We start from the raw sequence: 23,870 nt of genomic DNA on the forward strand, positions 1-23,870 counted from the left end.
AATGCAGGAGCTCAGGCGCGGAACGTCAGCCTCCCGAACTCCTGATGTGTAAAACCGAGTACAGGGAGCGTTGACATGGAAGGCTTCTGGGAATTCTTCTGGTTCATCTTCGTCTGCTTTGCCTTTGTGGCGTACTTGAGCGTGTTGTTCTCGATCATCACCGACTTGTTCCGTGATCACGAGACTTCGGGCTGGGCCAAGGCGTTGTGGATGATATTCCTCTTCGTCATTCCATTCCTGTCCGCGATGATCTACGTGGTCGTCAAGAATGACGGAATGACGAGGCGGTCGATGGAAGCCGCTCAACAGCACATACACGCGCAGAGTGATTACATTCGAAAGGTCGCCGGGAAATCGCCGACTCAGCAGATCGCCGACGCCAGAGAGCTTCTCGACTCAGGCGCGATCAACGAAGAGGAATTCCAGGCCATCAAGGCAAAGGCGCTGGCGTAGTTTTCGTATCTTCTGCCCCGGGCCTGGCGTCGTCGGTTCCGCCGTCGTCAGGCCCGGCGTCCTGCGCGGCGGCGCGTGCGGGACGAACCAATACTTCCAGTGCGACGAGAGCAACGAGCGCAATGACGACGATCCAACCAACGACCAATCCGGTGGGGTAGCGCCAGAAGAGCAGCAACAGGGCGGCGATGCCGATGATGGCACAGCGCAGTGGGACACGAAGCTGATTGGCCCACCGCTCCACCTGATTCGGCGTTCGGCCGCTTGCAGAATGCCGGACGAAGTCCAACGCCTGCCCGTAGCCTCGACGAACGGCGATCGCCGACGACGACCCACCGATCAGGTAGGCGCCGAGCCCCACCACCACACCGAGGAGCGCAACCGCGCGAAGGCTCGTCCGAAGCGGAACCAGAACTGTGTCGATGACAGCGGTGGCGGCGTCTGGCGAGAGGATATCGGTAGGGACACTGTCGAGGTAGATTGCACGTCCGATCAGAATTCCGATCGCAAGAACAAGCATTCCCAACGCAATCGACAGACCGACCAGGGACAGCGTACGAAGCCTGCGACCGGTTGGCGCAACGGCGACAGCGGCTGCTGCGCAAGCGATTCCCAACCACGGCAGCACCGCCGAGACCTTGTCGAGTGCCGAGACGGCTCGCTGCGCCTTCACCAGCTCGGGGGACTGGAAGAGAACAAACTCCTTGTCCACGGACGGGATTTTGTCTGCGAAAGCGAAGCCGCGGTCGGTCAGCGCCGTTTTCACGCGGTCGATGATCGTGCTCAGTGAAATGCTGACCGTTCCGCTCTGGTCGACCTCGACCGAGTCGGGTCCGTAGTTTCCGGTCATGACGGCGACGAGGGAGTTGTGCGCCGCTCGGTTCGCCTGAATCCAAAGGTCTTCGAACTGCTGCGTCCGAACGAGCGAGGCCACTGTGTCGTGGACGAAACTCTTCGCCTGGCCGGCGATCACCGGTGCCAAACCCACCAACGCCTGGTCCACGCGAGGGGCGTTGGCTTCGAGATTCGACACGTCCGTCAATGCTGTGAGTGCCTCGGTGGTGAGCCCTTCGACGTCGACGCGATCGAAGATCTCGTCCGTGACTTGATTCGTGATCTCCGCTTGCACGGCTGGATTCTCACCCAGTGGCGCTACCGTGCTGACGTAGCGGTCCGTGTCGAGGATCTGACTACGTACGAAGCGGGTGGTTACCGACAAGACTGCGAGCAGTGCGACCAGCACCAGCAGGATTGTCACCGCGGTCCACCGCAGCCCATGTCGAGGTGGTCGGGAGACTTTCTCGACGGTCGTTTCGCGGGCGCTGGGAGTCTGCTCGCGAAGTGTTGCTACCTCTTCGCGCAACCGGGCTAGTTCGGCACGTTCGTCCTCCTGGAGTGGTCCGTCGCTCGTGCCGTTTGCCATGATGGTCCTCCCGGGACGGAAACTACTGGCGCACAGTTGAAATGCTGAACTGCGAAGATGATTCGGCGGGTGACCTCAGATGACCTCGGGATTCCAGGTCGCGACGGCCCAGATGACGAATACGTCGAGCGCGATGATGATGATCGACCACCACGGCGAGTGGGGTAGCCACAGGAAATTCGCGAGGATCGACAGAGAACAGATGACTATCGCGCCTACCCGTGCCCACGTCGCGCCGGTGAAGAGCATGATTCCGACAGCGGTGACGAGCACACCGAGTACGAGGTGGATCCATCCCCACGAAGTGAGGTCGAATTGGTACGTGTATTCCGGGCCGACGACTGTCACGTCGTCCTCCGATATCGCCGAGATGCCTTGGAGGATTTCGAGCACGCCGACTGTGATGAGGAGAACGGCTCCGCCCAGCGCGCTTCCTTTTGCCACACCCTGCTTTACCAGTGAATCCTCGGACATGACCGCCCCTAGATTTCAAGCGCGAAATAGCCTGGCATATTTCCCTGTCCCGACCTTTTACGGTGGTGAAGTAGCCCGTCGGAGGGCAAATCAAACATTGAGCGCTGCACAGCATTGCGATATTCATTCGCCTACGAATTCGAAAGAACCTACCGTGACGGCATGGATATGGCGGACGTAGGTGTGGCGATGAGGCCTGCACCGGGTGTGATCCGGACGGACCGGCTGGTGCTCCGTACCTACCGCCCAGGCGATCACCGGGATCTTCTCACCTTCTACGGGCGCAGCGACGTATGCCGATATTTGCTCAACGAACCCTGGAGTCTCGCGGAGGCTCGAGAGGCCGTGCAGACCAGAATGTCTCGCCGCGACCTGGCATCGGGCGCGGTGGCACTTGTTGTCGAGTACGGGGGGCCGGGTTGTCGGAAGCGTGAGTGCTTGGCGAGTCGAAGAATCTGATTGCACAGCCGAAGTCGAGCACACCGCCGAACTCGGGTGGGCATTTTCGCCCGAGTTCGGCGGCCGAGGATTCGCGACGGAAGCAGTGACCGCTCTGATCGACCTCGCGTTCGCGACACCCCGATTGCGCCGCGTGGTCGCGCGAATGGATTCGAGAAACGAATCCTCGGCGCGACTCGCGCAGCGGATCGGTATGAGGCGAGAGGGACATTTTCGGCAGAACGCGTGGATCAAGAACGAGTGGACCGACACCGTGGTTTTCGCGACACTTCGCGGTGAGTGGCCCTCAGTTGCTTGATCAGACCGAGCGGGCTGCTATTTTGCGACCAGTTCGGTCAACTGTGGCACGAGTTCGTCGGTCGCCCACGGAACACTCAGAAGGCTGACGTACATTGTCGCTGCAGTCAGGCGATTGTCGGTGATCCACAGGTCCTTGCCGTTGGCGATGACCGGCCACCGCGAGAACAGAGTGTTGGCCAATGTGCTGTCGACTTCCGACTGATCGCTTGCCCAACCGAGATACACGTCGGTGTCGATCGTGTCGAGCTTTTCCATACTGATGCCGAAAAGGAACGAGTCGCCGGCAAAGTTCTTGGCGCCGTTCACCACGTCGGGAGCGACTGTGAGCCCGAGGTTTTCGACAAACTTGACGCGCGGATCGTCCGGACCGTAGATGGCGGTTTCGGTTTCTCCTTCACGGATGTAGGAACCGAAGGCGAAAGTGACTCCGTTGAATTCGGGATGACTCGCCTTCGATTCCTGGACCGATTCCTCAACCGACTTGATCAGCGCCGCGGTTTGAGCGGGACGCCCGAGTGCCTTGCCGACATCGGTGGCGAGGTTTTGCCACGAGCTGGGCTGATACGGCTTGGTGTCGTACGGGAGGGTCGGGGCGATCGAGCTCAGGCGCTGGTAATCCTGCTCGGAGAAGCCCGAGTACGGGGCAAGAATCAGATCAGGCGCGGCATTGAGAATCTGCTCGAACAGTAGCTCGCCGCTGTCGGAGTAGTACGGCGCAGGCGTGGGCAGCGTCTGGCCCGACTTTTCGAGTTCGGCGCGGGTCCACGGCAGGAACCCGTCGGCGTCGCCGGCCCAAGAGTCCTTCTGCATCGCGATCGGAGTGACACCCAGGGCGATGACCGTGTCTGCCGCTGCGGAATCGAGGGTGAGGATCCGTGTCGGCTCCTTGTCGATGGTGGTCCCGCCGAAAGCGTGCTTGATCGTCACGGGATAGGCGCCGTCCTCGACGGCGGATGCCGATGAATTGTTTTCCTGGGCGTCCGATGACGACTGTGTGCAGGCGGTCAGAGGCAGTGCCGCCGCCAGCATGAGCGCAACAACGATTCGTCGCCTCCGCTGGGGACGAATTCTCTGACGGGCAGATCTGAACACGCGAAACTCCTCGGGATTGATCAGGGAAGTGCTTGCACGACTCAGCGCAGTACGCGCATGAGAGCAGGCTTACCTAAGTGAATGTAGGGCGCGTGCGTGTAGCGAAGGGGCCAGCCGATGTCGACAACAGGTCAGGCTCGAGTCAGTTGACAGCGGCGAGCGCATTGCCGGGGGTGTAGCCGACCGTCTTGCGAAAAGCGGCGATGAAGGAACTCGACGTCCCGTAACCGACACGGCGGCTGACGGCGTTCACACTCATTCCGGTCCCGAGCATGCCGAGGGCCGTGCTCATACGAACCAGAGTGCGCCACTGCGCAAAGCTCAAGGCGAGTTCCGCGGCAAAAATCCGGGTGACCGTACGTCGGCTGAGATTGAGAACGTGAGCCCACTGATCGAGTGATCGATCGTCGGCGGGATCCGACAGCACTTTGTCGACGAGCATCCGTAGCCGCGGATCTCGGGGGATCGGTACGTCGAAGTGAGGTGCCGATGCCGGGGTGAGGAGATCGACACAAACCTGCTGAGCCCGAAGGCGTTGTTCTGCAGGCATTCCGGTGTGGGCGAGGTGTATCAGCAGTGCCCGGGCTGCCTCACTCAGTGTCACGATGCACGGTTCGTTCCAGGCGGGAGTCCACAGCTCGGGGGTGAAGAGCGTGGCGCGGAATGCGACGTGGGGATTTGCCTGACCTTCGTGCAGGACCCCGCGGGGGATCCACAGGCCGACGCCGGGCGTGACGGTCCAGAGTTGATTGTCGATGATCATGTTGACGACACCGCGGTCGGACCAGATCAGTTCGTGCTCGATGTGAGCGTGCTCTGGCCACCGGGTGATGTGGTCGGTCTCGACGATGTACGTCGTGAGTTGGAACGGCGCCGGGACGGCGCGCGCCATCGGAGTGTGGCGGTCGGATTCCCGTAAGTGGGAATCGTCGTCCAGCTGTGGACCGTCGGCGATTTCACGAAGGGCAGGGATCAGCACCGTGGACTACCTCCAGAGCAAAGTTAGGTAAACCTTACACTGATGTGTGCAGCGATCAGTGACTCGCACCGAGTTCGATGAGAAGCACGCCTGCCGCGATGAGGCCGATCCCGACCATCATGAGCCTGGTCAGCGGTTCGCGAAAGAGAATGCGGGATGCGATTGCCGTCAACGCCACTCCACATGCGGTCCAGATTCCGTAGGCGACGCCGATGGTGAGGCCCGCGTCGAGCGCGAGGGTCAGGAAGGCGAAAGCGGCGAGATACCCCACGGTGACAACCGCGAGCCATCGTTTGTCGCTGCCGTCCTGCGACGCCATCCGTAGTGACAACGTCGCGGTGACCTCGGAAATAATTGCAGCGATCAGAAATACGAAGGTCATGCTGGGTCCGCCGGCCCGCTGTCGGCGGCAGCCTGAGAGCCGAGTTCGACGCACAGCACTCCGCCGATGACCAGTGCAATCCCGACGCCCATGGTGGCCGTCAGAGGATCTCCGAAAAGGGCCGTTGCGAATACTGCGGTCAGGACAACTCCGGTTGCGCCCCAGATTCCGTATGCAACACCGAGTCCCATGCCCTCCCGCAGGACGAACGACAAGGCGGTGAATGCTGCGAGATATCCGCCGACGACCACGATGTACCAAGCCGGGTGATCGAGGGCGGCGCGCAACGACAGCGTCGCAGACACCTCGGTGAGGATCGCGGTGATCAACAACAGCCATTTCTTCACGGTTGGGATTCTGTCAGGCTCCACCGATTCCGGTCGCGCACTACGGTTGAGACATGACGTGCGTACTGCTCGGTGGAATCCGCAAAGGTGACATCCGCCACGACGCGTCGGGTGGCGATGTGGCCGCAACTCCGATCCTCGACTGGGGCCACGACGACGTGGCCCGCCTCTACGAGGACATTGCAGAAGGTGCGATCCAGTCGGCGCAGGAGTTCCTGGTGTCGGCGCATCGCAGCGTCGCTGCAAATATTCGGCCGGTGTACGGCCTCGACGACCGGCAACCCGTCTCGGTGACATTGAGTCGAGAGCGCGGATCCTGCAGTCAGAGACTGGCTGTCGTCGAAGCGTTGGCTCGCCGCCGAGGTATCGCCACCCGAGTACGCGGTCTCGTACTACGCGGGGAATTCTGGTACCCGAGATTTCGGCGTCTACATGCGGTGATTCCGAAGTCAGTGCTGCTGGCGTGGCCGGAATTTCTGGTCGACGGACGCTGGCAGGACATCTCCGAGATCGTTTCACCTGCGGTGGTCTCAGCGCTCGAACCGTTCACGAATACCGGCAAGGAGACACTGTTCGACGCGATCGGACGCGCTCCGATCAGTTGGGGCAAGTCTGTTTCGTGTGATTGCTTGGACTTCTCCGAATTCGTCGACCGCGATCTGGGCACCTTCGAATCTCGCGACGTGCTCTTCGAGGAATTCGGACAGACGATGTCGACCCCCGTCAGAATTCTCGTCGACCCGGTTTTCCGGAACTGGAGTGCATCCGGCTGACGCGCGACGCGAGGTCTAGGCTGTTCTGCATGTCTGTGCGTACCCCATTGGTCCCTGGAACCGTCTCTCCCGTCCTCGCTGTGCCCTCGAAGATCGAGCGGCCCGAGTACGCGTGGAAGCCGACCGCCAAAGAGGGCAACGAGCCCTGGGTTCAGACGCCGGAAACGATCGAGGCGATGCGCATCGCCAGCAAGATCGCTGCAGGCGCGCTGCAGGAAGCCGGCAAGGCTGTCGCTCCCGGTGTCACGACCGACGAACTCGACCGCATCGCACACGAGTTCATGCTCGACCACGGTGCATACCCGTCGACGTTGGGCTACAAGAGCTTTCCCAAGTCGTGCTGCACGTCTCTCAACGAGGTGATCTGCCACGGAATCCCCGACTCGACTGTGATCCAGGACGGCGACATCGTCAATATCGACGTCACCGCGTACATCAACGGGGTACACGGCGACACCAATGCGACATTCCTCGCCGGTGACGTGTCCGAAGAGAACCGCTTGCTCGTCGAGCGCACACACGAGGCAACGATGCGGGCCATCAAAGCCGTCAAGCCCGGCCGCGCGCTCAACGTGATCGGACGTGTCATCGAGTCCTACGCCCATCGGTTCGGGTACGGCGTCGTCCGGGACTTCACCGGACACGGAATCGGCGAGACCTTCCACAACGGCCTCGTGATCCTGCACTACGACGAGCCCGCGGTCGAGACGATCATCGAACCGGGCATGGTCTTCACGATCGAACCGATGATCAACCTCGGTGGTATCGACTACGAGATCTGGGAGGACGGTTGGACCGTCGTCACCAAGGACCGTAAGTGGACGGCGCAGTTCGAGCACACCTTGGTGGTCACCGAGACCGGTGCAGAGATTCTCACCCTGCCTTGAGTTCGGAGATGCGCGGCGCTCTGCTGGTAGCCGGCACTACTTCCGACGCAGGCAAGAGCGTTCTTGTGGCCGGATTGTGTCGCATGTTGGCGCGTCGAGGCATCCGAGTGGCGCCGTTCAAGGCGCAGAACATGTCGAACAACTCCGTGGTCACGCTGGACGGCGGAGAGATCGGCCGTGCGCAGGCACTTCAGGCGCGTGCATGCGGTCTGGAGCCGAGTGTTCGATTCAATCCGGTGCTGCTCAAGCCTGGAAGTGACCGCACGTCGCAATTGGTTGTTCGGGGCAAGGCGATGACCACAGTGGGTGCTCGCGACTACATGCAGCATCGGCAGTGGCTTCGCGCCGTCGTGGCCGAAGATCTCGAATCGCTTCGATCCGAGTTCGACGTCGTGATCTGTGAAGGCGCCGGTTCACCCGCCGAAATCAACTTGCGCGCAACGGATCTTGCCAACATGGGATTGGCTGAGGCTGCGCGGATTCCGGTCGTCGTCGTCGGTGACATCGATCGCGGCGGCGTCCTGGCCCATCTGTTCGGGACCGTTGCTGTGCTCTCGCCCAGCGACCAGGCATTGATCGCGGGATTTGTGATCAACAAATTCCGCGGTGACGTTGCACTGTTGGAACCCGGACTGGAACAACTGCGCAGCCTCACCGGTCGACCCACTCTCGGAGTGATCCCGTTTGCCGACGATCTTTGGCTCGACGCCGAGGATTCGCTTGGCGTCACCGGCAATGCCCCGGTAGGGCGCCCGGGCCCACCCGTCGGTTCGGCCTGGCTCACCGTTGCTGCGGTTCGGCTCCCGCGCATCTCCAACTCCACGGACGTCGAGGCACTGGCATGTGAACCGGGCGTGGCAGTTTCGTGGGTGACCGATCCGTCGCGAATTCGCGACGCGGACCTCGTGGTGATCCCCGGTAGTAAGTCCACCGTGAGTGACCTCGAGTGGTTGCGAAGTACCGGCCTGGCCGACGAGATCGTCGCGCGAGCAGGACGCGGGCAAGCAGTCCTGGGAATCTGCGGCGGTTACCAGATGCTGGGTAATTCCATCGTCGACGACGTCGAATCAGGATCAGGGACCACCGCGGGACTGGGTCTGCTGGACCTCGATGTCGAGTTCGCTCCGGACAAGGTGCTGGCGCAGATGACCGGTACGGCAGACGGTATCTCGGTGTCCGGGTACGAGATTCATCACGGACGCGTCGTGCGCAACGGGGACCACCCATTGCTGGCGGACTCGAGCGGTATGCCGGAAGGCAGTGTGCGAGGGCCTGTTCGAGGGACACACTGGCACGGTCTCCTGGAAAGTGACGACTTTCGGCGCAGCCTGCTGCGTGAGCTCGCGGTTCCCGGTTTTGTTGCTGCACCCGACACCGCGGTTGCCGCGGTGCGAGAACAACAACTCGACCTTCTCGCTGATCTCGTCGAGCAGCACCTCGATCAGGATCTACTCGAGAAACTGATCAACGGTGGGGCGCCTATCGGGCTCCCCGTCATTGCTTCCGCACTCGAAGCCTGAGAGCGCTCCCGCGGGCGTCGACGTGGACGCGGTAGAATAGCCAGGCCTCACTCCCGCGACGGCTCCCTAGTAGGAGTGTGCGCGGTGACAGATCAATTCGACGGCTTGCTGACCGACTTCAGTGACGAGGTGCTGGTCGACTCGGCAATGCTCGGCGATCACGCGGCCTTCGACGTCATCGTCCGCCGATACGGCCCGCACTTGTATCGATTTGCCCGTCGACTGCTCGTGAGCGAGAGTGACGTCGACGACATCGTCCAGGAAACCTGCGTCGCTGCGTGGCGCCAACTTCCGGGGTTTCAGCGGCGCTCGAGCACCAAGACCTGGTTGTTCGCGATCTGTTCTCGCAAGATCTCGGATTTCTATCGAAAAGTCGGCTCCTGCGCCGCCGATATGGACGAACTCCGGGAAGAAGCTGATCCCCGTTTGCGTGATCCGAGCGAAGAAGTCTGCGGCACAGCATTTCTCGACGCCCTGGAATCCGAACTCGATCGCCTGCCACTGCGTCAGCGTGCTGCCTGGGTCTTGCGAGAAGTGGAGGGCATGACGTATCCACAGATCGCTGTTGTCCTGGAACTGAGTCCGGACGCGGTTCGTGGCCATCACACTCGGGCGAGGCGGAATCTGGGTCTCGCGCTCGACCGATGGCGATGACGACTCGGCGGTTTGCCGGGTTCTGTCACCGAACTCACTCTCCTGACGGCCCGGGTAGCTGGAAGAATGCTTCGTCGTGGATACCGCTTTCGACCCCAGAGGCTTCGACCCGAGAACCGAGGATTCGGTGCCGTCGGTACTGCCGGACGATGCGACGGCAACTGGTGCTGACGTCGCCGTCGAGGCTGCGGAAACTCGGCTGACGGCACGTGCGGTCAGAGAGTTGCTGGCAGCGCTCGGGGGAAGTATCGGCGACGAGGACGAACTCGTGGTTCTACTCCAACGCGCCGTCGAAATCGCGAACGACGCCATCGACGGCGCCGACAGCATCGGCGTCACCATCGATCTTGCCGGGCAGACCTACACCGCCGTTCACACCGATTCGCGGACCCTGCGCGTCGACATCGAGCAATACGACGCCGGCGACGGACCATGTCTGCACGCGGCTCGAACCGGTGAAACCGTAGTCGTTGATGCCGAGACCAGCGCAGATCGCTGGCCGCGGTTCGCGGCGGCCGCGAAGGACGAAGGGATCAAGTCCTTTCTCGCGGCGCCGCTCTTCACGCCGGATCAGCGACTCGGTTCGTTCAACTTGTACGGACGTGCCCCAGCGGCCTTCGACAGCGTCGACGCGGAAGTCATGGAGATTCTCACGACAACAGTCTCACGCGCGATCGGAGACTTCTCCCGTTTCAAATCTGCCAAGGCGGTAGCTGACGCCCTGCAACGCGCGCTCGAGACTCGGGCGCCGATCGAACAGGCCAAAGGCATGCTGATGGCCATCCATCGGATCGACGCCGACACCGCATTTCACATGCTGCGCAGGCAGTCTCAGACCACGAACACCAAGTTGCGTGACGTGGCAGCCGAGATCGTCGAGACGTATTCCGCGCCGCCTACCGCGGTCTAGTTCGACGGAGACCGACGTACGGCCTCGAGCGCGACGACCACGCTCGCGGCGACAACCACGTGCATCAGCGCGAGCGTGACCGTGCTGGCGGCGTCGAAGTCCGCGGCGATCGTCAGGGCGATGGTGCCGAGCGCAAACACTGCACCCACGACCTGAGCGATGCGGATGATCGGCTCCCACTTCAGTGAGATCAACATTGCGAACGACAAACCGACCAGCAACGGCACTACCGTAAGTGTGATGACCCCGCCGGGAGCTACGCTCGCCACCTTTCCCTGATCTGTCATCTCGAACGATCCGCCCGATGCCAGGCCGATCAACCACAGGATCAGGTTGGCGACGAGGGCCATGACCGTGGCCCCGAGTACGGCACGCGGCTTGGTGAGGTGGAGGTTGTGTGCGGTTGAAGCGATTGTAGACATGATGTTCTCCCGGCTCGATGCGATGCTCTTGTGACGTCGCTCTGGTGAATAGACCCGCCGGCCGGGAGAAACTCATCGCTGGTGGTTACCGGGGGTCGTCTGTCGGCACGGCGGTGCCGGTGACCGCGATACCGCCGTCGACCGGGATCTCGACCGCGAGAACGCTGGGTCGCCCGACGTGTCGGCCCTGGTGGATGGTGATCCGCCGCGGAGTGGCTGCGGGTTCGAGTTTGCGCAGGTAACCGCCGGTCGACGCCGCTGCGGACCCGGTTGCAGGATCCTCGACGATGTTTCCCACCGGAAACAGATTTCGAGCTTCGAAGGTGTTGTCGTCGAGGGGATGCAGGATCGTCACCGTGCCCGCCCACCCCTGCGCGTCCATCAGAGTTCGCATTGCGGATGGATCGAAGGTGAACTCGTCGAAGGCTGCCTGATCACGAAGTACGACAATCGGGTGCGTGTTGCCGGCGTACGAGAGCATTGCGGGATACCGCGCGTCGAGCGCAGACGAATCGACGCCGATGAGCCCGAGCAGTGCTGTCAGTACAGCATGATCGATCGGCGAGACCGATGGTTCGACGCTGGTGAAGGTCGCGGTGGACGTTCCGTCCTCGTCGGTCGCCGTGTCGATGGATACCGGTCCGATCGGTGTTTCGAATGTGAAGGTTCCGTCACCGTCTCGCTCGGTGAGAGCGATGGCCGTCGCAATAGTGGCATGACCGCAGAACGGTACTTCGGCGATGGGGGAGAAGTACCGGATCCGGCTGTGGCGCGGGTTGCCTCCGAGTTCCGGTTCGATGAGGAACGCCGTCTCGGCATACCCGACTTCGGCTGCAACAGATTGTAATTCGGAGTCGTCGAGTCCACGCGCGTCGAGCAGCACGCCGGCGGGATTACCGCCGGCCGGATCCGAACTGAACGCAGTCAGTCGGAGGATGTCGCGAGAAGTTGCCATGTCGACCATCTTTGTCCGCTGTCGTCCATCGGGGGAAGAGACATTGCGCGATTGCGGTCCGCGATCTTCGAACTGGACTGCCTCCGGAACAAACCGGCCGCACGGCGTCGTTGGTGCAGACATGAGCAATGACACAGACACCGACGACGCGTTGTTCGCACTCGTGGCCGAGGGAAAACAAGGTGTGTTGGCAACCGTCAAGCGTGACGGCCGCCCACAGTTGTCCAACATCATTTACCGCTGGGATGACGAGTCGAAGACGGCTTCCGTGTCCGTCACGGCCGATCGCGCCAAGAGTAAAAATGCGATCCGCGATCCGCGGGTTTCCCTTCACGTCAGCGCGCCCGACTTCTGGAGCTACGCCGTGATCGAAGGACTTGCCGTGGTGACACCCGTCGCGGCCGATCCTCACGATGAAGTGTCGGACGCCCTGGTCGAGCTGTACCGGGACATCAGCGGTCAGGAGCATCCTGATTGGGAGGAGTACCGCGAAGCGATGGTTGCGGAGCGTCGACAGATCCTCACGGTGCGCGCTGATCACGTCTACGGAATGACGAGGCTCCCCAAGCCGTCCGGTACCTAGAGCCGCGCCCCACTGGAGTTCGGCCCACCCCCACTTTCGAGCGAACGGTACGTCCGTCGCCTCAGATGCGCCGAAAGCCACTTTCGCTCCGAGTGGAGGCGGTACAGAGCGAACAATTCGGGCTCGTAGCGGCGCGTGAATGTATGAGTGGTCATACTTCTGTCGACTCCAGGGTCCTCCACTGTGTGGATCGCGTACCGTTTCCAGACATGGAATTGACTCGAGTAGCGGTGGGCAGTGGTTCGTGCACCGTTCGGATCGACGGGCCGGTCAGCAAGCATGCGGTACTCCTGCTTCCCGGCAAGGGCGACCCCGTCGACTTGTACGACGATGTGTGTGAGCGACTGCACCATTCGGATCTGCGGACCGTCGCGGTGGAATCGATCGAGAATCTCGACGAGACCTCGGCAGTGGTACTTCTGGACGAGTTGAACATCGCCTGGGTGAACCTGGTCGGTCACCGGGAGGGCGCCGATCTCGCGTGGCTGTTGGCTGCACGTCAGTTCGGCCGCTTCGCGAGTTTGATCGCCGTGGACCGTGGACATCCGTCGGCCAGCGATATTGCCGGCGTACCGCCGGTCGAGGTTCCGACCACCGTAGTCGTGGGCAGTGGAGGTCGGGCCATCGCCGACGCCAGCGGTCGTTTCGTGTACTCCGACTTCCGCGTGACGGAACTTCCGGGTGTCGACGACGTCGTCAAGTCGGCACCGGCCGAACTCGCAACCGAGATCGTGCTGCGTACCAGCCCCTGGTGAAACTCTGACCGACGAAAAGGCGGGCACTCCCATTGCGAGGAGTGCCCGCTTTTTCGGCGTCATAAGGGCTGCGGGGCTCAGATGTCGAGGCCGAGCAGCGCGTTCTCGACCACTTCGGCCAGGGCCGGGTGGATCCAGTACTGGCCGCGCGCCATGTCCTGAGCTGACAAACCGAAGCTCATCGCCTGAATGAGCGGCTGGATGACGGTCGGAGCCTGCGTACCCATGACGTGGGCGCCGAGGATGCGTCCGGTGCCGCGCTCGGCGATCACCTTGCAGATGCCCTCCTGATCCTCCATCGCCCAGCCGTACGCGACGTCGCCGTAAGCCTGCACCTTGACGGTGATGTCGAGCCCGGCGTCGCGAGCCTGCTTCTCCGTCATTCCGACGTCGGCGATCTGCGGGTCGGTGAACACGGCTGCCGGTACGAAGCGGTGATCGGTGCTGCGAAGCCCGGACGTGTCCTTCCACGCGTCCTGGAGCAGGTTGTGTTGAACAACGCGCGCTTCATGGTTGGCGACGTGCTTGAGCTGGTACGGCGAGGAGACGTCACCGAGTGCGAAGACGCCCTCGGCGGTGGTGCGTTGGTATTCGTCGACCACGATCGAGCCCTTGTCGTCGAGTTCGACGCCGGCCTTGTCGAGACCGAGTAGGTCACCGTTCGGCTGACGACCCACCGCGACGAGGAGAACGTCACCGGAAACGACTGTGCCATTTGCCAGTTCGACGGCGATGTTGTCGCCATCGCCGCGTACCGACGTGAGGGGGGAGCCCAGATGGACGTCCCACTTCTGTTCGGCCAACTCGGTGAAGCGCTCGGAGATCTCGTCGTCGAGGTGCCGCAGCAGTCGCTGGCTGCGACCGATGATCGACACGCGAGAACCCAACGCGGAGAACACGTGTGCGAACTCGGTGGCGATGAATCCGGAGCCGACGATCACGAGGTGCTCGGGAAGTTCGGGCAGTCGCATGATGTCTTCGTTGGTGTAGTACTTCACACCACTCGACGCGATCTCGTCCGGGATGATCGGACGCGAACCGGCTGCGATGACCACCTGGTCAGCGGTGATCGTCTCGCCGGTTCCGGTGTCGATCGTCTTGTCGCCGGTGAACGTGGCGTGGCCGCGGTAGACGGTGGTGTTGGGACTGTCTTCGCTGCGGTACCGCTCACCACCTGCAGAAATGGGATCGATGCGGCCGAAGACGCGCTTGACGATGTCGGACCAACGAACGCCGTCGAGCGTGGCGTCGACGCCGTACTTCTCGGCAGTGGTGACGGTGCGTGCCACCTCGGCGGCGTAGACGAACATCTTGGTCGGGATACACCCGACATTGAGGCACGTTCCGCCGAAGGTGCCCTCTTCGAGGATTGCGATCTTCTTGCCGTCGAACCGCTCGTCTGGCAGCGAGTTTCCGGATCCGCTGCCGATGATTGCAAGGTCGTAGTGCGTCACTGCGCGATCTCCTGTGTGTTGCTTGCTGTGCTTGCCGAATTTTCTGCGGCCGGCGTGAGGTGGCCGTCGAGCCACTCCAACCACAGGTCGAGTTCGGAAAAGGCTGTGGCCAAGGGCTTCTCGGTCGAAAGGAACACGTCGTGACGGGCGCCGTCGATCGGGACTATGGTGGTGCGATCGCCGAGGCAACCGGCCCAACGTGCGATCTGCTTGACGTCGAGCACGGAATCGGCGAGGTCGACGCTCGGGTTGTACGCCTTCGCGAACTGTGACTTCTTCGAGCGCAGAATCAGCGCGGGCACTCCGATGTCGAGGCCGCGGTGAAGTTTTGCGTGACCCGCTCGGACGGCCCGCATCCAGCCGAAGGTAACGGGGCAGCCGGCCAGTGGCTTCCAGTCGAGGTTGTAATCCCAGACGCCGTTGGCCGAAACATGAAGACTGGAACCGTAAGTCGGTAATCCAGTTCCCGGGATCACCGTCTTCGCCGATACCCGTCCGAGCGCATCGATCGCCGTAGTACCGACGTTGCGCACCACTGAGGGACCCTGAAGGTCGAACCAGGGGCTGTTGAGTACCAGCCCGCAGATTCCGGCGCCGTCGCTGCCACCGGGCTTGCGCTGCAAACGGTTCAGCCAGAGCGGAACGATCAGACCGCCGGTGGAGTGCGCCATGAGCAGCACCTCGCTGCCCTCGGTCTCGCTGCGGACGATGCGCAGCGCTTCGTTCAGTTCGGCGTCGTAGAGCGCAAGGTCGGAGACGTAATGAGCTGTGTGCCCCGGTTTGAGGGAGCGGCCGCACTTACGCAGGTCGAGTGCGAAGAAGGCGTAACCCTGCTCGGCAAAGTGCTCGGCGAGGTGCTTCTGGAAGAAGTAATCGGTGAAGCCGTGCACGTACAAAACGGCACGGTGTGTCTTCACCGCCTCCTTCTGCGGTTGGTAGCGGACCAGTGTTGCGTCCACCTCGCCTTCGCCGTCCGGATCCGCTCCGAGCGGGATCGTCAGCTGCTGATATCCGTCACCGAGGACGTCTGGAACCCAAGTAGTCACAAATCACAATCTAATCGTCGTTTCGAGTGCGCGTTGTAGAGCACAATTGGGGGTGGTGAACCGCGCGTGTACGCACGGGTAACCTATTCGGCGTAACACAGCAGGCGGATGCGCGCACGGCTAATGACAAGGAAGTCGATTCTCCAGTGTCGAATCAGAACGCGGTAGAGACGAAGACGGATGTAGTGCTCGTGGGCGCAGGCATCATGAGCGCCACGCTGGGTGCATTGCTGCGCCAGCTGCAGCCCGATTGGTCGATCTCGACCTTCGAGCGGCTCGATGCCGTCGCAGCCGAGAGCAGCGACCCCTGGAACAACGCGGGAACCGGTCACTCAGCCCTGTGTGAGCTCAATTACACACCTGAGAACTCGGACGGCACGGTCGACATCAAGAAGGCCGTCAACGTCAACGAGCAGTTCCAGGTGTCACGCCAGTTCTGGGCACACGCGGTAGAGCAGGGCGTCCTGACACAGCCCAAGGAATTCATCAACCCCATCGCGCACGTGAGCTTCGTTCACGGTGAGGCCAACGCCAAGTACCTCCGTGCTCGTTACGACGCACTTGCCGGCCACACGCTCTTCCGCGGTATGGAGTACATCGACGATCCGGCCGAGTTCAGCAAGCGTTTGCCGCTCATGGCCAAGGGACGCGACTTCTCCGATCCCATCGCCCTGAACTGGAGCCAGGACGGCACCGACGTCGATTTCGGAGCGCTCACCAAGCAGCTCATCGGCTACATCGGCAAGACCGGCGGCAAGATGTACTTCGGCCACGAGGTCACCAACCTGACCCAGAACTCGGACAAGTCCTGGACCGTCAAGGTCACCAACCGTCGCACCGGTGAAAAGCGCACCGTTCGCTCGCGCTTCGTGTTCGTCGGTGCCGGTGGCGGCGCCCTGCACCTGCTGCAGAAGTCGGGCATCAAGGAAGCCAAGGGCTTCGGTGGCTTCCCGGTCAGCGGTGCCTTCCTGCGATGCACCAACCCCGAACTCATCGACCAGCACAGCGCCAAGGTCTACGGCAAGGCTGCCGTCGGCGCCCCGCCCATGTCGGTGCCTCACCTGGACACCCGTGTCATCGGCAACAAGCCGGGTCTGCTGTTCGGTCCCTACGCTGGTTGGTCGCCGAAGTTCCTCAAGCAGGGTCGCGTCACGGACCTGCCCGGCTCGGTCAAGCCGAACAACATCCTCTCGATGCTCGGTGTCGGTGTCAGCGAGCTCGGCCTGGTCAAGTACCTGGTCAGCGAGCTTGCCAAGAACGAAGCCGGTCGCATCTGGGATCTGCGTGAGTTCGCGCCCAAGGCGCAGGCCCAGGACTGGGAACTCATCACCGCGGGCCAGCGCGTCCAGGTGATCCGCCGTGCCAAGGGCAAGGGTGGTGTCCTCGAATTCGGTACCGCTGTGGTCGCCGCTGAGGACGGTTCCATCGCCGGCCTGCTCGGTGCTTCGCCCGGTGCGTCCACGGCCGTCCCGGCGATGCTGGACGTACTCGAGCGCTGCTTCCCGACCGAGTTCCAGGGTTGGAAGGGCAAGCTCCGCGAGATGGTTCCGTCCATCGGCGTCAAGCTCACCGACAACGAAGGCCTGTTCAACCAGGTCTGGGATTGGTCCTCGAAGGTTCTCGAGCTCGATTCCGCCGGTGCTTCCGAATCGGCTCCGGTCGCGGATACCGCCGCGACTGTGTGATAGTCCAACCCATGACGGCAACAGCAGCTTTGAAGCGTTCATGGGCACTCGATCTCGACAACAAGACGTTCTACGAGTTGTTGAAGCTTCGAGTGGAGGTCTTTGTCGTCGAGCAGGCTTGCCCGTATCCCGAGTTGGACGGGCGGGACCTGCTGACGGAAACACGCCACTTCTGGCTCGAGCAGGACGGCCAGGTGGTGTGCACGCTCCGGCTGCTCGAAGAGCACGACGACGGAAACAAGAGCTTCCGAATCGGACGCCTGTGCACGTCGCGTCAGGCTCGCGGCCAGGGCCACACGACCCGTCTCCTGCAGGCCGCACTGGCCGAGGTCGGCGAAGCGCCGTGTCGGATCAACGCCCAGACCTACTTGGTCGAGATGTACGCCAAGCACGGATTCAAGGCTGACGGCGAAGAGTTCATCGAAGACGGCATCCCGCACACCCCGATGCGTCGTGGTGGGGGAGAGCCTTTCGTGGCCGTCAGCTAGTTTGTCGGAGAATTGACCCTGGTCGGCTCGTGGGAAAGCGAGCCGACTAGGGTTTTTTCGATACCGAATGTTCGCGGGGAAGTCCTGTTCGATCCAGGCGCGGTCCCGCCACTGTGAAAGATCTCTCCTCTACCGATAAACCAGGAGATCTCAGCCAGGTTGCCGCGACATTCGAGTGCAGCCAAATTCTCGGCGAGGAAACCGAGAGGTGGAGGGATATCGACGTGCGAAGTGAAGAAGATCGACCAGTGGCGGGCTTCCCGTTCAGTGCTGTGGTCGGCCAGGATCAATTGCGATTGGCGCTGATCCTGTGTGCGGTGCATCCAGGGATCGGCGGGGTCTTGGTCCGCGGTGAGAAGGGAACTGCCAAGTCGACGGTCGTGCGCGCGCTGACTGCGCTGCTGCCCGCGGTCGACGACGCCGGAACGACACGACCGGCCCGCTTGGTCGAACTGCCCGTGGGCGCCACCGAAGACCGGGTGATCGGTTCGATCGACCTGGAGAAGGTTCTGCGTGACGGTGAGCGCGCATTCCAACCTGGACTGCTCGCCGCCGCTCACCAGGGTGTTCTGTACGTCGACGAGGTGAATCTGCTTCACGACCACCTGGTCGACGTGCTTCTCGACGCCGCGGCGATGGGCCGGGTTCACATCGAGCGTGACGGCATCTCCCATTCGCATCCGGCCAAGTTCGTACTCGTCGGCACGATGAATCCCGAAGAGGGAGAACTGCGTCCGCAACTTCTGGACCGTTTCGGTCTGGCTGTCGACGTCGCCGCTTCCCGCGACGTCGACATTCGCATGGAAGTGGTGCGTCGCCGACTCGACTACGAGCGTGACCCCGAGGCATTTGTCGCTCGGTACGTATCCGCCGATGAGGAGTTGGCGTCCGAAATCCTCACGGCGCGTGAGAAATTGGACTCGGTCGAGCTGAGCAACCGCGAACTGCGTCGTATCGCCTCGCTGTGTGCGTCGTTCGACGTCGACGGTATGCGCGCGGACTTGGTGCTGGCGCGCACCGCGACGGCCCACGCTGCCTGGCGCGGCGACAGTGAAGTCACTGCGGAGGACGTACGAGTAGCGGCGGAACTGACGCTGCCGCATCGCCGCCGCCGCGATCCGTTCGACGAGCCAGGCTTGGATCAGCAGCAGTTGGACGATGCGCTCGAGCAGGCCGATCAGGATGCTCAGTCGCAGGTAGAGGACGACGCGCGCGACGGAGAGCCCGAACCTCCCGAAAATCACGAAGACCGTGGCCCGGAAGATGGCGGCTCCGATGACGGCGGTCCCGGAGACGAAGGGCCGGACGACGACGGGCCTGACGACGACGGCCCGGACGACCCTGACGGACCTGGTGGGGGAGTACGCGCCACCGATCGCCCCTCGGCTCCACCGGCCGGCGAATTCAAGGCCAAGCTCCTCGAAGTTCCGGGAGTCGGTGAAGGTGCACCGGGACGACGCTCGCGGTCCATGTCGTCCCGTGGACGAGTTGTGCGGTCCACGCGGGAGCGTGGGCACGGATTGCATCTGACGAGCACGGTCTTTGCCGCAGCCGAGTCTCAAGTTGCCCGTGGTCGCACTGCTGGACGGTTGCGGCTGGCACCGGCTGACCTCCGCGGCGCGATACGTGAAGGGCGAGAAGGCAATCTGATCGTCTTCGTTGTCGACGCGTCGGGGTCGATGGCAGCACGCGACCGCCTCTCCGCGGTCACCGGTGCGGTTGTCTCGTTGCTCCGCGACGCCTATCAGCGCCGCGACAAGGTCGCCGTCATCACCGTCCGTGGTCGTGAAGCGGAGCTCGTACTGCCGCCGACATCTTCGGTGGACATCGCTGTCCGTCGCTTGCAGTCGATGCGTACCGGCGGCAAATCCCCACTCGCAGAGGGATTCCTGCGTGCTCGCGAAGTGGTTCTGCGTGAACGACTTCGTGACCCGCAGCGTCGCGCCCTCGTCGTCACACTCACCGACGGCCGGGCTACCGGCGGCAAGGACGCGCTGCACCGCGCCCGCGTCGCCGCGCATCTTCTCGCCGACGCGTCCGTCGCGTCCATCGTCGTCGACTGCGAGACCGGCCTCGTGCGTCTGGGGCTGGCGGCGGAGTTGGCGCGAGAACTACGTGGCGGATACGTCCGCCTCGCCGAATTGTCAGCGCAGCAGGTCGCGGGTGTCGTCCGCGCCGCAGCCTAGATCCCAGTTCAGGAGTTCACGATGCCCAAGGGTGTTCCCGAGACAGTTCCCGACGACGGTCTGACCACGCGTCAGCGTCGTAACGCGCCGGTACTTGCCGTGCACACCGGCCCGGGAAAGGGTAAGTCCACCGCCGCTTTCGGCATGGCGCTGCGTGCCTGGAATCAGGGGTTCGACATCGGCGTGTTCCAGTTCGTGAAGAGTGCCAAGTGGAAGGTCGGAGAGGAAGCCGCGTTCCGCGCGCTCGGAAACCTGCACGACGAAACCGGCGTCGGTGGGCCGGTGCAGTGGCACAAGATGGGCGAAGGTTGGTCATGGACACGCAAGGCCGGTAGCGAGGAAGATCATGCTGCTGCCGCTGCGGAGGGTTGGCAGGAGATCGCGAGAAGGCTTGCGAGCGAGGAACATCGATTCTATGTCCTCGACGAGTTCACCTATCCGCTCAAGTGGGGCTGGGTCGACGTCGACGAGGTCGTGCAGACACTGCGTGATCGTCCGGGCAACCAGCACGTTGTCATCACGGGACGCGACGCCCCGCAGGCGTTGATCGACGCCGCCGACCTCGTGACCGAGATGACCAAGATCAAGCACCCGATGGATGCCGGCCGAAAGGGCCAACGGGGCATCGAATGGTAAGTCCTTCCACTCCGGCCGTGGTGATCGCCGCTCCTGCCTCGGGTAGCGGAAAGACTACGGTGGCAACGGGATTGATCGGCGCGCTGCGACGGTCCGGTAGCAGCGTTGCGCCCTTCAAGGTGGGGCCGGACTACATCGACCCGGGTTATCACGGACTCGCGGCAGGGCGGCCCGGACGCAACCTCGACACTGTTCTGGTGGGCCCGGATCGCATCGGACCGCTCTACCGGCATGGAACCGCTGGTTGCGACATCGCCGTGGTCGAAGGCGTCATGGGTCTGTTCGACGGGAAGATCGACGAGGCAAACTCGCAGCCGTCGGCGGAGGGATCGACGGCGCAGGTCGCGTCGATCCTCGGTTCGCCGGTAGTCCTCGTGATCGACGCCCGTGGGCACAGTCAGAGTCTGGCCGCCGTACTCCACGGCTTCGCGACCTACGACGCAGGTGTGCGCATCGGCGGCGTCATTCTCAATCGCGTCGGGAGCGCTCGTCACGAGCAGGTGTTGCGTCATGCGTGCGACAAGGTCGGCGTCGCAGTGCTCGGAGTTGTGCCACGGTTGACGGAACTCGAAGTTCCCTCCCGGCACCTCGGCCTGATTCCGGCGGCCGAGCACGGCGCCGCCGCTGTGGCCGCAGTGGACGCGATGTCCGACTTGATTGCCTCGCACGTCGATCTGGGTGCTGTTCGCGCACTCGCCGCCTCGAACGTGAGTGCAGCTGCATGGGATCCGGTTGCCGAGGTCGGCGCACACGCAGAGTCTCGGCCTGTGGTTGCCATGGCGGGCGGCCCTGCCTTCACCTTCGGCTATGCCGAGCACCGGGAGCTGTTGACCGCAGCCGGCGCGGACGTGCAGGTGTTCGACCCGTTGCGGGACGAGCTTCCTGCGGGAACTGCCGCTCTTGTCCTTCCTGGCGGGTTCCCGGAAGAGCATGCGGTGGACCTCGCGGCCAATACCGTTCTGCTGCAGCAGGTTCGTGACCTGGCGGACGGCGGCGCACCGATCCACGCCGAGTGTGCCGGTCTGCTCTACCTCGCTCGCAGCTTGGACGGTCACAGCATGGCCGGTGTTGTCGGGGTGGATGCGACGTTCGGGAAACGCCTGACCCTCGGGTACCGCGAAGCAGTGGCGATCAGCGACTCCAGCCTCTTCGAAGCAGGCTCCCGCGTCACCGGTCACGAGTTCCACCGAACGTCTCTCGTCTCGGCAGACGCGGACGGTTGCGGAAGTGCGTGGGGGTGGCGGCCCTGGGACGGCGGCAGTGTCCGCGAAGGATTTGTTCGCGGCGGCGTCCACGCGTCGTATCTCCACACTCATCCGGTGGGGCAGCCCGAATCGATCGCGAAGTTCGTCGATGCCGCACGGGGATGACCTCTGTATCGGCGTGGGATTCACGACGAGTGTCACCGCGAAGGACATCGTCGCTGCGGTGAAGGCTGTGCCCGCGGCGCAAGGGAAGATCGTGGTACTCGCCACTGTGGCGGCAAAAGCTGCGTCTTCGGCTCTTCTGACAGCGGCCCATGAACTGAACGTCCCGATTGTGAGTTTCGCCCCGGACGTACTTGCGCGAGTTCAAGTTCCGTCACCATCGCCTCGCGTCGAGAACGCCGTCGGAACGGCAAGCGTCGCGGAAGCGGCTGCGATCCTCGCGTCCGGGGGCGGCCGACTTGTGCTGGCCAAGACTGCCAGGGATGGAGTGACCGTGGCCGCGGCCCGTAAAGTTCCCTCCAGCTTGACCAATTCTGACAACGAAACGGAGTGCGAGTGAGCGAGTCCACCGCAGACGAGACCAACTACCTGGTCGGCCTCAACCTGACCGATCGACGCGTGGTCGTGTTCGGTGGCGGCACTGTGGCTCAGCGCCGACTCGGACTGCTGGTCGCCTCTGGTGCCCGCGTTCACGTCATCAGTCGCGCGTTCACTCCAGCCGTCGAAGGTATGGCCACTGCCGGTCAGATCACGGTCGAAGAGCGCCCGTACGCCGACGGCGACCTCGAAGGTGCGTGGTACGCCATCGCCTCGACCGACGAGCCGGAAACCAATGCGGCGATCGTCGCCGAAGCGGAGCGTCGCCACATCTTCTGCGTGCGCGCCGACAACGCGAAGCACGGCACCGCCGTCACTCCCGCCAGCGCCGAGTACGACGGTATGAGCATCGGAATTCTGGCGGGCGGCGATCACCGTCGTTCGGCAGCAGTCCGCACCGCCGTCGTCGAAGGTCTTCAGTCGGGCGTGCTCGCCGATACGGCCGAGCCTGCCGCTGCGGGTGTTGCTCTCGTCGGTGGTGGCCCCGGTGATCCCGATCTGATCACCGTGCGCGGACGCCGTTTGCTCGCCCGCGCCGACGTCGTCGTGGCCGACCGATTGGCTCCGCCGGAGTTGCTCGCCGAACTGGGTCCGGACGTAGAGGTGATCGACGCCGCGAAGATCCCGTACGGCCGTGCCATGGCTCAGGAGGCCATCAACGCCGCGCTGATCGACAACGCGAAGGCAGGCAAGTTCGTGGTCCGTCTCAAGGGCGGGGACCCGTACGTCTTCGGACGGGGATACGAAGAACTCGAAGCGTGTGCCGCTGCCGGCGTTCCGGTGACCGTAGTGCCCGGAATCACGAGCGCGATCTCGGTCCCGTCGGCCGCAGGCATCCCGGTCACCCACCGCGGCGTCACCCACGAGTTCGTCGTCGTCAGTGGGCACGTGGCTCCGGATCATCCGGATTCGCTGGTCGACTGGTCGGCACTGGCCAAGTTGCGCGGCACGATCGTGCTGCTCATGGCGGTCGAGCGCATCGATCAGTTCGCGAAGGCACTCGTCGACGGTGGACGCCCGTCAACCACGCCGGTCACCGTGATCCAAGAGGGCACTCTGCGCACCCAGCGTGAACTTCGGGCCGATCTGGCGACCGTTGCTCAGCGCGTCAAGGACGAGGAGATCAAGCCTCCGGCGATCATCGTGATCGGGCCGGTCGCGGGCTTTTCCGTCGACGCTGGGTAACGTGAAGTCTTGTGTCT

The 23,870-nt window shown here is 63.0% G+C and carries 26 protein-coding genes; 16 read left to right on the forward strand and 10 right to left on the reverse strand.

Annotated features, from left to right (window positions below; translation table 11 throughout):
• Window positions 1-75 precede the first annotated feature (75 nt).
• Window positions 76-453 carry an SHOCT domain-containing protein gene (locus ASU23_RS21005; protein WP_003942794.1) on the forward strand — a complete coding sequence of 126 codons (378 nt, stop codon included), beginning with the start codon at window positions 76-78 and terminating at the stop codon, window positions 451-453.
• Here ASU23_RS21005 and ASU23_RS21010 read toward each other — a convergent pair.
• A complete protein-coding gene (locus ASU23_RS21010) occupies window positions 431-1,876 on the reverse strand; it encodes a hypothetical protein (protein ID WP_050656479.1) in 1,446 nt (481 codons plus the stop codon). The two genes, ASU23_RS21005 and ASU23_RS21010, sit on opposite strands and share 23 nt — an antisense overlap.
• Window positions 1,877-1,951: 75 nt before the next feature.
• Window positions 1,952-2,350, reverse strand: a complete 399-nt coding sequence (locus ASU23_RS21015) for a hypothetical protein (protein ID WP_007734954.1) — start codon at window positions 2,348-2,350, stop codon at window positions 1,952-1,954.
• A 430-nt stretch (window positions 2,351-2,780) separates the two neighbouring features.
• Between ASU23_RS21015 and ASU23_RS34940 the strand changes: the two genes are divergently transcribed.
• The gene (locus ASU23_RS34940; RefSeq protein WP_232330026.1) at window positions 2,781-3,107 is read left to right on the forward strand and encodes a GNAT family N-acetyltransferase; all 327 of its coding nucleotides are present in this window, start codon (window positions 2,781-2,783) and stop codon (window positions 3,105-3,107) included.
• Between the two features lie 17 nt (window positions 3,108-3,124).
• Here the strand turns inward: ASU23_RS34940 and ASU23_RS21025 are convergent, their stop codons facing one another.
• The 4 genes from ASU23_RS21025 to ASU23_RS21040 form a co-directional block, all read right to left on the reverse strand.
• On the reverse strand, window positions 3,125-4,201 hold the full coding sequence (locus tag ASU23_RS21025; protein WP_223304443.1) for an iron-siderophore ABC transporter substrate-binding protein: 1,077 nt from the start codon (window positions 4,199-4,201) through the stop codon (window positions 3,125-3,127).
• A 142-nt stretch (window positions 4,202-4,343) separates the two neighbouring features.
• Window positions 4,344-5,180 carry an AraC family transcriptional regulator gene (locus tag ASU23_RS21030; protein WP_058038643.1) on the reverse strand — a complete coding sequence of 279 codons (837 nt, stop codon included), beginning with the start codon at window positions 5,178-5,180 and terminating at the stop codon, window positions 4,344-4,346.
• 55 nt (window positions 5,181-5,235) lie between these two features.
• Window positions 5,236-5,562, reverse strand: a complete 327-nt coding sequence (locus ASU23_RS21035; RefSeq protein WP_003942819.1) for a multidrug efflux SMR transporter — start codon at window positions 5,560-5,562, stop codon at window positions 5,236-5,238.
• A complete protein-coding gene (locus tag ASU23_RS21040) occupies window positions 5,559-5,909 on the reverse strand; it encodes a multidrug efflux SMR transporter (RefSeq protein WP_003942817.1) in 351 nt (116 codons plus the stop codon). The genes ASU23_RS21035 and ASU23_RS21040 overlap by 4 nt, the downstream gene beginning before the upstream one ends.
• 53 nt (window positions 5,910-5,962) lie before the next feature.
• Between ASU23_RS21040 and ASU23_RS21045 the strand changes: the two genes are divergently transcribed.
• The 5 genes from ASU23_RS21045 to ASU23_RS21065 all read left to right on the forward strand — a co-directional run bounded on the left by ASU23_RS21045 (window position 5,963) and on the right by ASU23_RS21065 (window position 10,653).
• Complete coding sequence (locus ASU23_RS21045) at window positions 5,963-6,682, forward strand: transglutaminase domain-containing protein (RefSeq protein ID WP_058038644.1); 720 nt, start codon at window positions 5,963-5,965, stop codon at window positions 6,680-6,682.
• Window positions 6,683-6,711: 29 nt separating this feature from the next.
• The gene (map, locus tag ASU23_RS21050; protein ID WP_007734970.1) at window positions 6,712-7,569 is read left to right on the forward strand and encodes a type I methionyl aminopeptidase; all 858 of its coding nucleotides are present in this window, start codon (window positions 6,712-6,714) and stop codon (window positions 7,567-7,569) included.
• An 8-nt stretch (window positions 7,570-7,577) separates the two neighbouring features.
• The gene (locus ASU23_RS21055; RefSeq protein ID WP_058038645.1) at window positions 7,578-9,089 is read left to right on the forward strand and encodes a cobyric acid synthase; all 1,512 of its coding nucleotides are present in this window, start codon (window positions 7,578-7,580) and stop codon (window positions 9,087-9,089) included.
• 84 nt (window positions 9,090-9,173) lie between these two features.
• Entirely contained in the window at window positions 9,174-9,743 is a 570-nt protein-coding gene (locus ASU23_RS21060; protein ID WP_058038646.1) for an RNA polymerase sigma factor, read from the forward strand.
• Between the two features lie 76 nt (window positions 9,744-9,819).
• Window positions 9,820-10,653 (forward strand): GAF and ANTAR domain-containing protein, encoded by an 834-nt coding sequence (locus ASU23_RS21065; RefSeq protein ID WP_058038647.1) that lies wholly within the window; start codon window positions 9,820-9,822, stop codon window positions 10,651-10,653.
• Here the strand turns inward: ASU23_RS21065 and ASU23_RS21070 are convergent.
• Together ASU23_RS21070 and ASU23_RS21075 are read right to left on the reverse strand one after the other, a co-directional pair.
• Window positions 10,650-11,075, reverse strand: a complete 426-nt coding sequence (locus ASU23_RS21070) for a DUF6069 family protein (protein ID WP_058038648.1) — start codon at window positions 11,073-11,075, stop codon at window positions 10,650-10,652. The two genes, ASU23_RS21065 and ASU23_RS21070, sit on opposite strands and share 4 nt — an antisense overlap.
• 85 nt (window positions 11,076-11,160) lie before the next feature.
• Entirely contained in the window at window positions 11,161-12,030 is an 870-nt protein-coding gene (locus tag ASU23_RS21075) for a PhzF family phenazine biosynthesis protein (RefSeq protein ID WP_253741425.1), read from the reverse strand.
• 121 nt (window positions 12,031-12,151) lie between these two features.
• Between ASU23_RS21075 and ASU23_RS21080 the strand changes: the two genes are divergently transcribed.
• Together ASU23_RS21080 and ASU23_RS21085 are read left to right on the forward strand one after the other, a co-directional pair.
• The gene (locus tag ASU23_RS21080) at window positions 12,152-12,613 is read left to right on the forward strand and encodes a PPOX class F420-dependent oxidoreductase (protein ID WP_042925813.1); all 462 of its coding nucleotides are present in this window, start codon (window positions 12,152-12,154) and stop codon (window positions 12,611-12,613) included.
• 209 nt (window positions 12,614-12,822) lie between these two features.
• A complete protein-coding gene (locus tag ASU23_RS21085) occupies window positions 12,823-13,368 on the forward strand; it encodes an alpha/beta fold hydrolase (protein ID WP_003942671.1) in 546 nt (181 codons plus the stop codon).
• 77 nt (window positions 13,369-13,445) lie between these two features.
• Here the strand turns inward: ASU23_RS21085 and mtr are convergent, their stop codons facing one another.
• Both mtr and ASU23_RS21095 read right to left on the reverse strand, forming a co-directional pair.
• The gene (gene mtr, locus ASU23_RS21090) at window positions 13,446-14,822 is read right to left on the reverse strand and encodes a mycothione reductase (RefSeq protein WP_042925811.1); all 1,377 of its coding nucleotides are present in this window, start codon (window positions 14,820-14,822) and stop codon (window positions 13,446-13,448) included.
• Complete coding sequence (locus tag ASU23_RS21095) at window positions 14,819-15,868, reverse strand: alpha/beta hydrolase (protein WP_058038650.1); 1,050 nt, start codon at window positions 15,866-15,868, stop codon at window positions 14,819-14,821. Before ASU23_RS21095 ends, mtr begins: the two co-directional genes overlap by 4 nt.
• 146 nt (window positions 15,869-16,014) lie before the next feature.
• Here ASU23_RS21095 and mqo point away from each other — a divergent pair, with 146 nt between their 5' ends.
• The 7 genes from mqo to cobA all read left to right on the forward strand — a co-directional run bounded on the left by mqo (window position 16,015) and on the right by cobA (window position 23,853).
• On the forward strand, window positions 16,015-17,553 hold the full coding sequence (gene mqo / locus ASU23_RS21100; RefSeq protein ID WP_003942820.1) for a malate dehydrogenase (quinone): 1,539 nt from the start codon (window positions 16,015-16,017) through the stop codon (window positions 17,551-17,553).
• An 11-nt stretch (window positions 17,554-17,564) separates the two neighbouring features.
• Window positions 17,565-18,041 carry a GNAT family N-acetyltransferase gene (locus ASU23_RS21105; protein ID WP_003942808.1) on the forward strand — a complete coding sequence of 159 codons (477 nt, stop codon included), beginning with the start codon at window positions 17,565-17,567 and terminating at the stop codon, window positions 18,039-18,041.
• Between the two features lie 224 nt (window positions 18,042-18,265).
• Entirely contained in the window at window positions 18,266-20,227 is a 1,962-nt protein-coding gene (locus ASU23_RS21110) for a magnesium chelatase subunit D family protein (RefSeq protein WP_050656494.1), read from the forward strand.
• A 21-nt stretch (window positions 20,228-20,248) separates the two neighbouring features.
• Window positions 20,249-20,863, forward strand: a complete 615-nt coding sequence (gene cobO, locus ASU23_RS21115) for a cob(I)yrinic acid a,c-diamide adenosyltransferase (protein ID WP_003942784.1) — start codon at window positions 20,249-20,251, stop codon at window positions 20,861-20,863.
• The gene (locus ASU23_RS21120; protein ID WP_030535626.1) at window positions 20,857-22,233 is read left to right on the forward strand and encodes a cobyrinate a,c-diamide synthase; all 1,377 of its coding nucleotides are present in this window, start codon (window positions 20,857-20,859) and stop codon (window positions 22,231-22,233) included. Before cobO ends, ASU23_RS21120 begins: the two co-directional genes overlap by 7 nt.
• A complete protein-coding gene (locus ASU23_RS21125; RefSeq protein WP_253741428.1) occupies window positions 22,217-22,630 on the forward strand; it encodes a cobalamin biosynthesis protein in 414 nt (137 codons plus the stop codon). The genes ASU23_RS21120 and ASU23_RS21125 overlap by 17 nt, the downstream gene beginning before the upstream one ends.
• The gene (cobA, locus tag ASU23_RS21130; protein ID WP_047271356.1) at window positions 22,627-23,853 is read left to right on the forward strand and encodes a uroporphyrinogen-III C-methyltransferase; all 1,227 of its coding nucleotides are present in this window, start codon (window positions 22,627-22,629) and stop codon (window positions 23,851-23,853) included. Before ASU23_RS21125 ends, cobA begins: the two co-directional genes overlap by 4 nt.
• Window positions 23,854-23,870: the final 17 nt, after the last annotated feature.

It is taken from the genome of Rhodococcus sp. KB6 (genome assembly GCF_001445685.1).
GTDB lineage: Bacteria > Actinomycetota > Actinomycetes > Mycobacteriales > Mycobacteriaceae > Rhodococcus_F > Rhodococcus_F qingshengii.

What these genes read in the sequence shown, in the direction of transcription:
- ASU23_RS21085 (WP_003942671.1), top strand. Translation starts at nt 12,823, where the DNA reads ATGGAATTGACTCGAGTAGCGGTGGGCAGTGGTTCGTGCACCGTTCGG.
- ASU23_RS21015 (WP_007734954.1), bottom strand. Translation starts at nt 2,350, where the DNA reads ATGTCCGAGGATTCACTGGTAAAGCAGGGTGTGGCAAAAGGAAGCGCG.
- ASU23_RS21080 (WP_042925813.1), top strand. Translation starts at nt 12,152, where the DNA reads ATGAGCAATGACACAGACACCGACGACGCGTTGTTCGCACTCGTGGCC.
- ASU23_RS21070 (WP_058038648.1), bottom strand. Translation starts at nt 11,075, where the DNA reads ATGTCTACAATCGCTTCAACCGCACACAACCTCCACCTCACCAAGCCG.
- ASU23_RS21105 (WP_003942808.1), top strand. Translation starts at nt 17,565, where the DNA reads ATGACGGCAACAGCAGCTTTGAAGCGTTCATGGGCACTCGATCTCGAC.
- cobO (WP_003942784.1), top strand. Translation starts at nt 20,249, where the DNA reads ATGCCCAAGGGTGTTCCCGAGACAGTTCCCGACGACGGTCTGACCACG.
- ASU23_RS21075 (WP_253741425.1), bottom strand. Translation starts at nt 12,030, where the DNA reads ATGGCAACTTCTCGCGACATCCTCCGACTGACTGCGTTCAGTTCGGAT.
- ASU23_RS21125 (WP_253741428.1), top strand. Translation starts at nt 22,217, where the DNA reads ATGCCGCACGGGGATGACCTCTGTATCGGCGTGGGATTCACGACGAGT.
- ASU23_RS21120 (WP_030535626.1), top strand. Translation starts at nt 20,857, where the DNA reads ATGGTAAGTCCTTCCACTCCGGCCGTGGTGATCGCCGCTCCTGCCTCG.
- ASU23_RS21045 (WP_058038644.1), top strand. Translation starts at nt 5,963, where the DNA reads ATGACGTGCGTACTGCTCGGTGGAATCCGCAAAGGTGACATCCGCCAC.
- ASU23_RS21035 (WP_003942819.1), bottom strand. Translation starts at nt 5,562, where the DNA reads ATGACCTTCGTATTTCTGATCGCTGCAATTATTTCCGAGGTCACCGCG.
- ASU23_RS21005 (WP_003942794.1), top strand. Translation starts at nt 76, where the DNA reads ATGGAAGGCTTCTGGGAATTCTTCTGGTTCATCTTCGTCTGCTTTGCC.
- ASU23_RS21010 (WP_050656479.1), bottom strand. Translation starts at nt 1,876, where the DNA reads ATGGCAAACGGCACGAGCGACGGACCACTCCAGGAGGACGAACGTGCC.
- map (WP_007734970.1), top strand. Translation starts at nt 6,712, where the DNA reads ATGTCTGTGCGTACCCCATTGGTCCCTGGAACCGTCTCTCCCGTCCTC.
- ASU23_RS21055 (WP_058038645.1), top strand. Translation starts at nt 7,578, where the DNA reads ATGCGCGGCGCTCTGCTGGTAGCCGGCACTACTTCCGACGCAGGCAAG.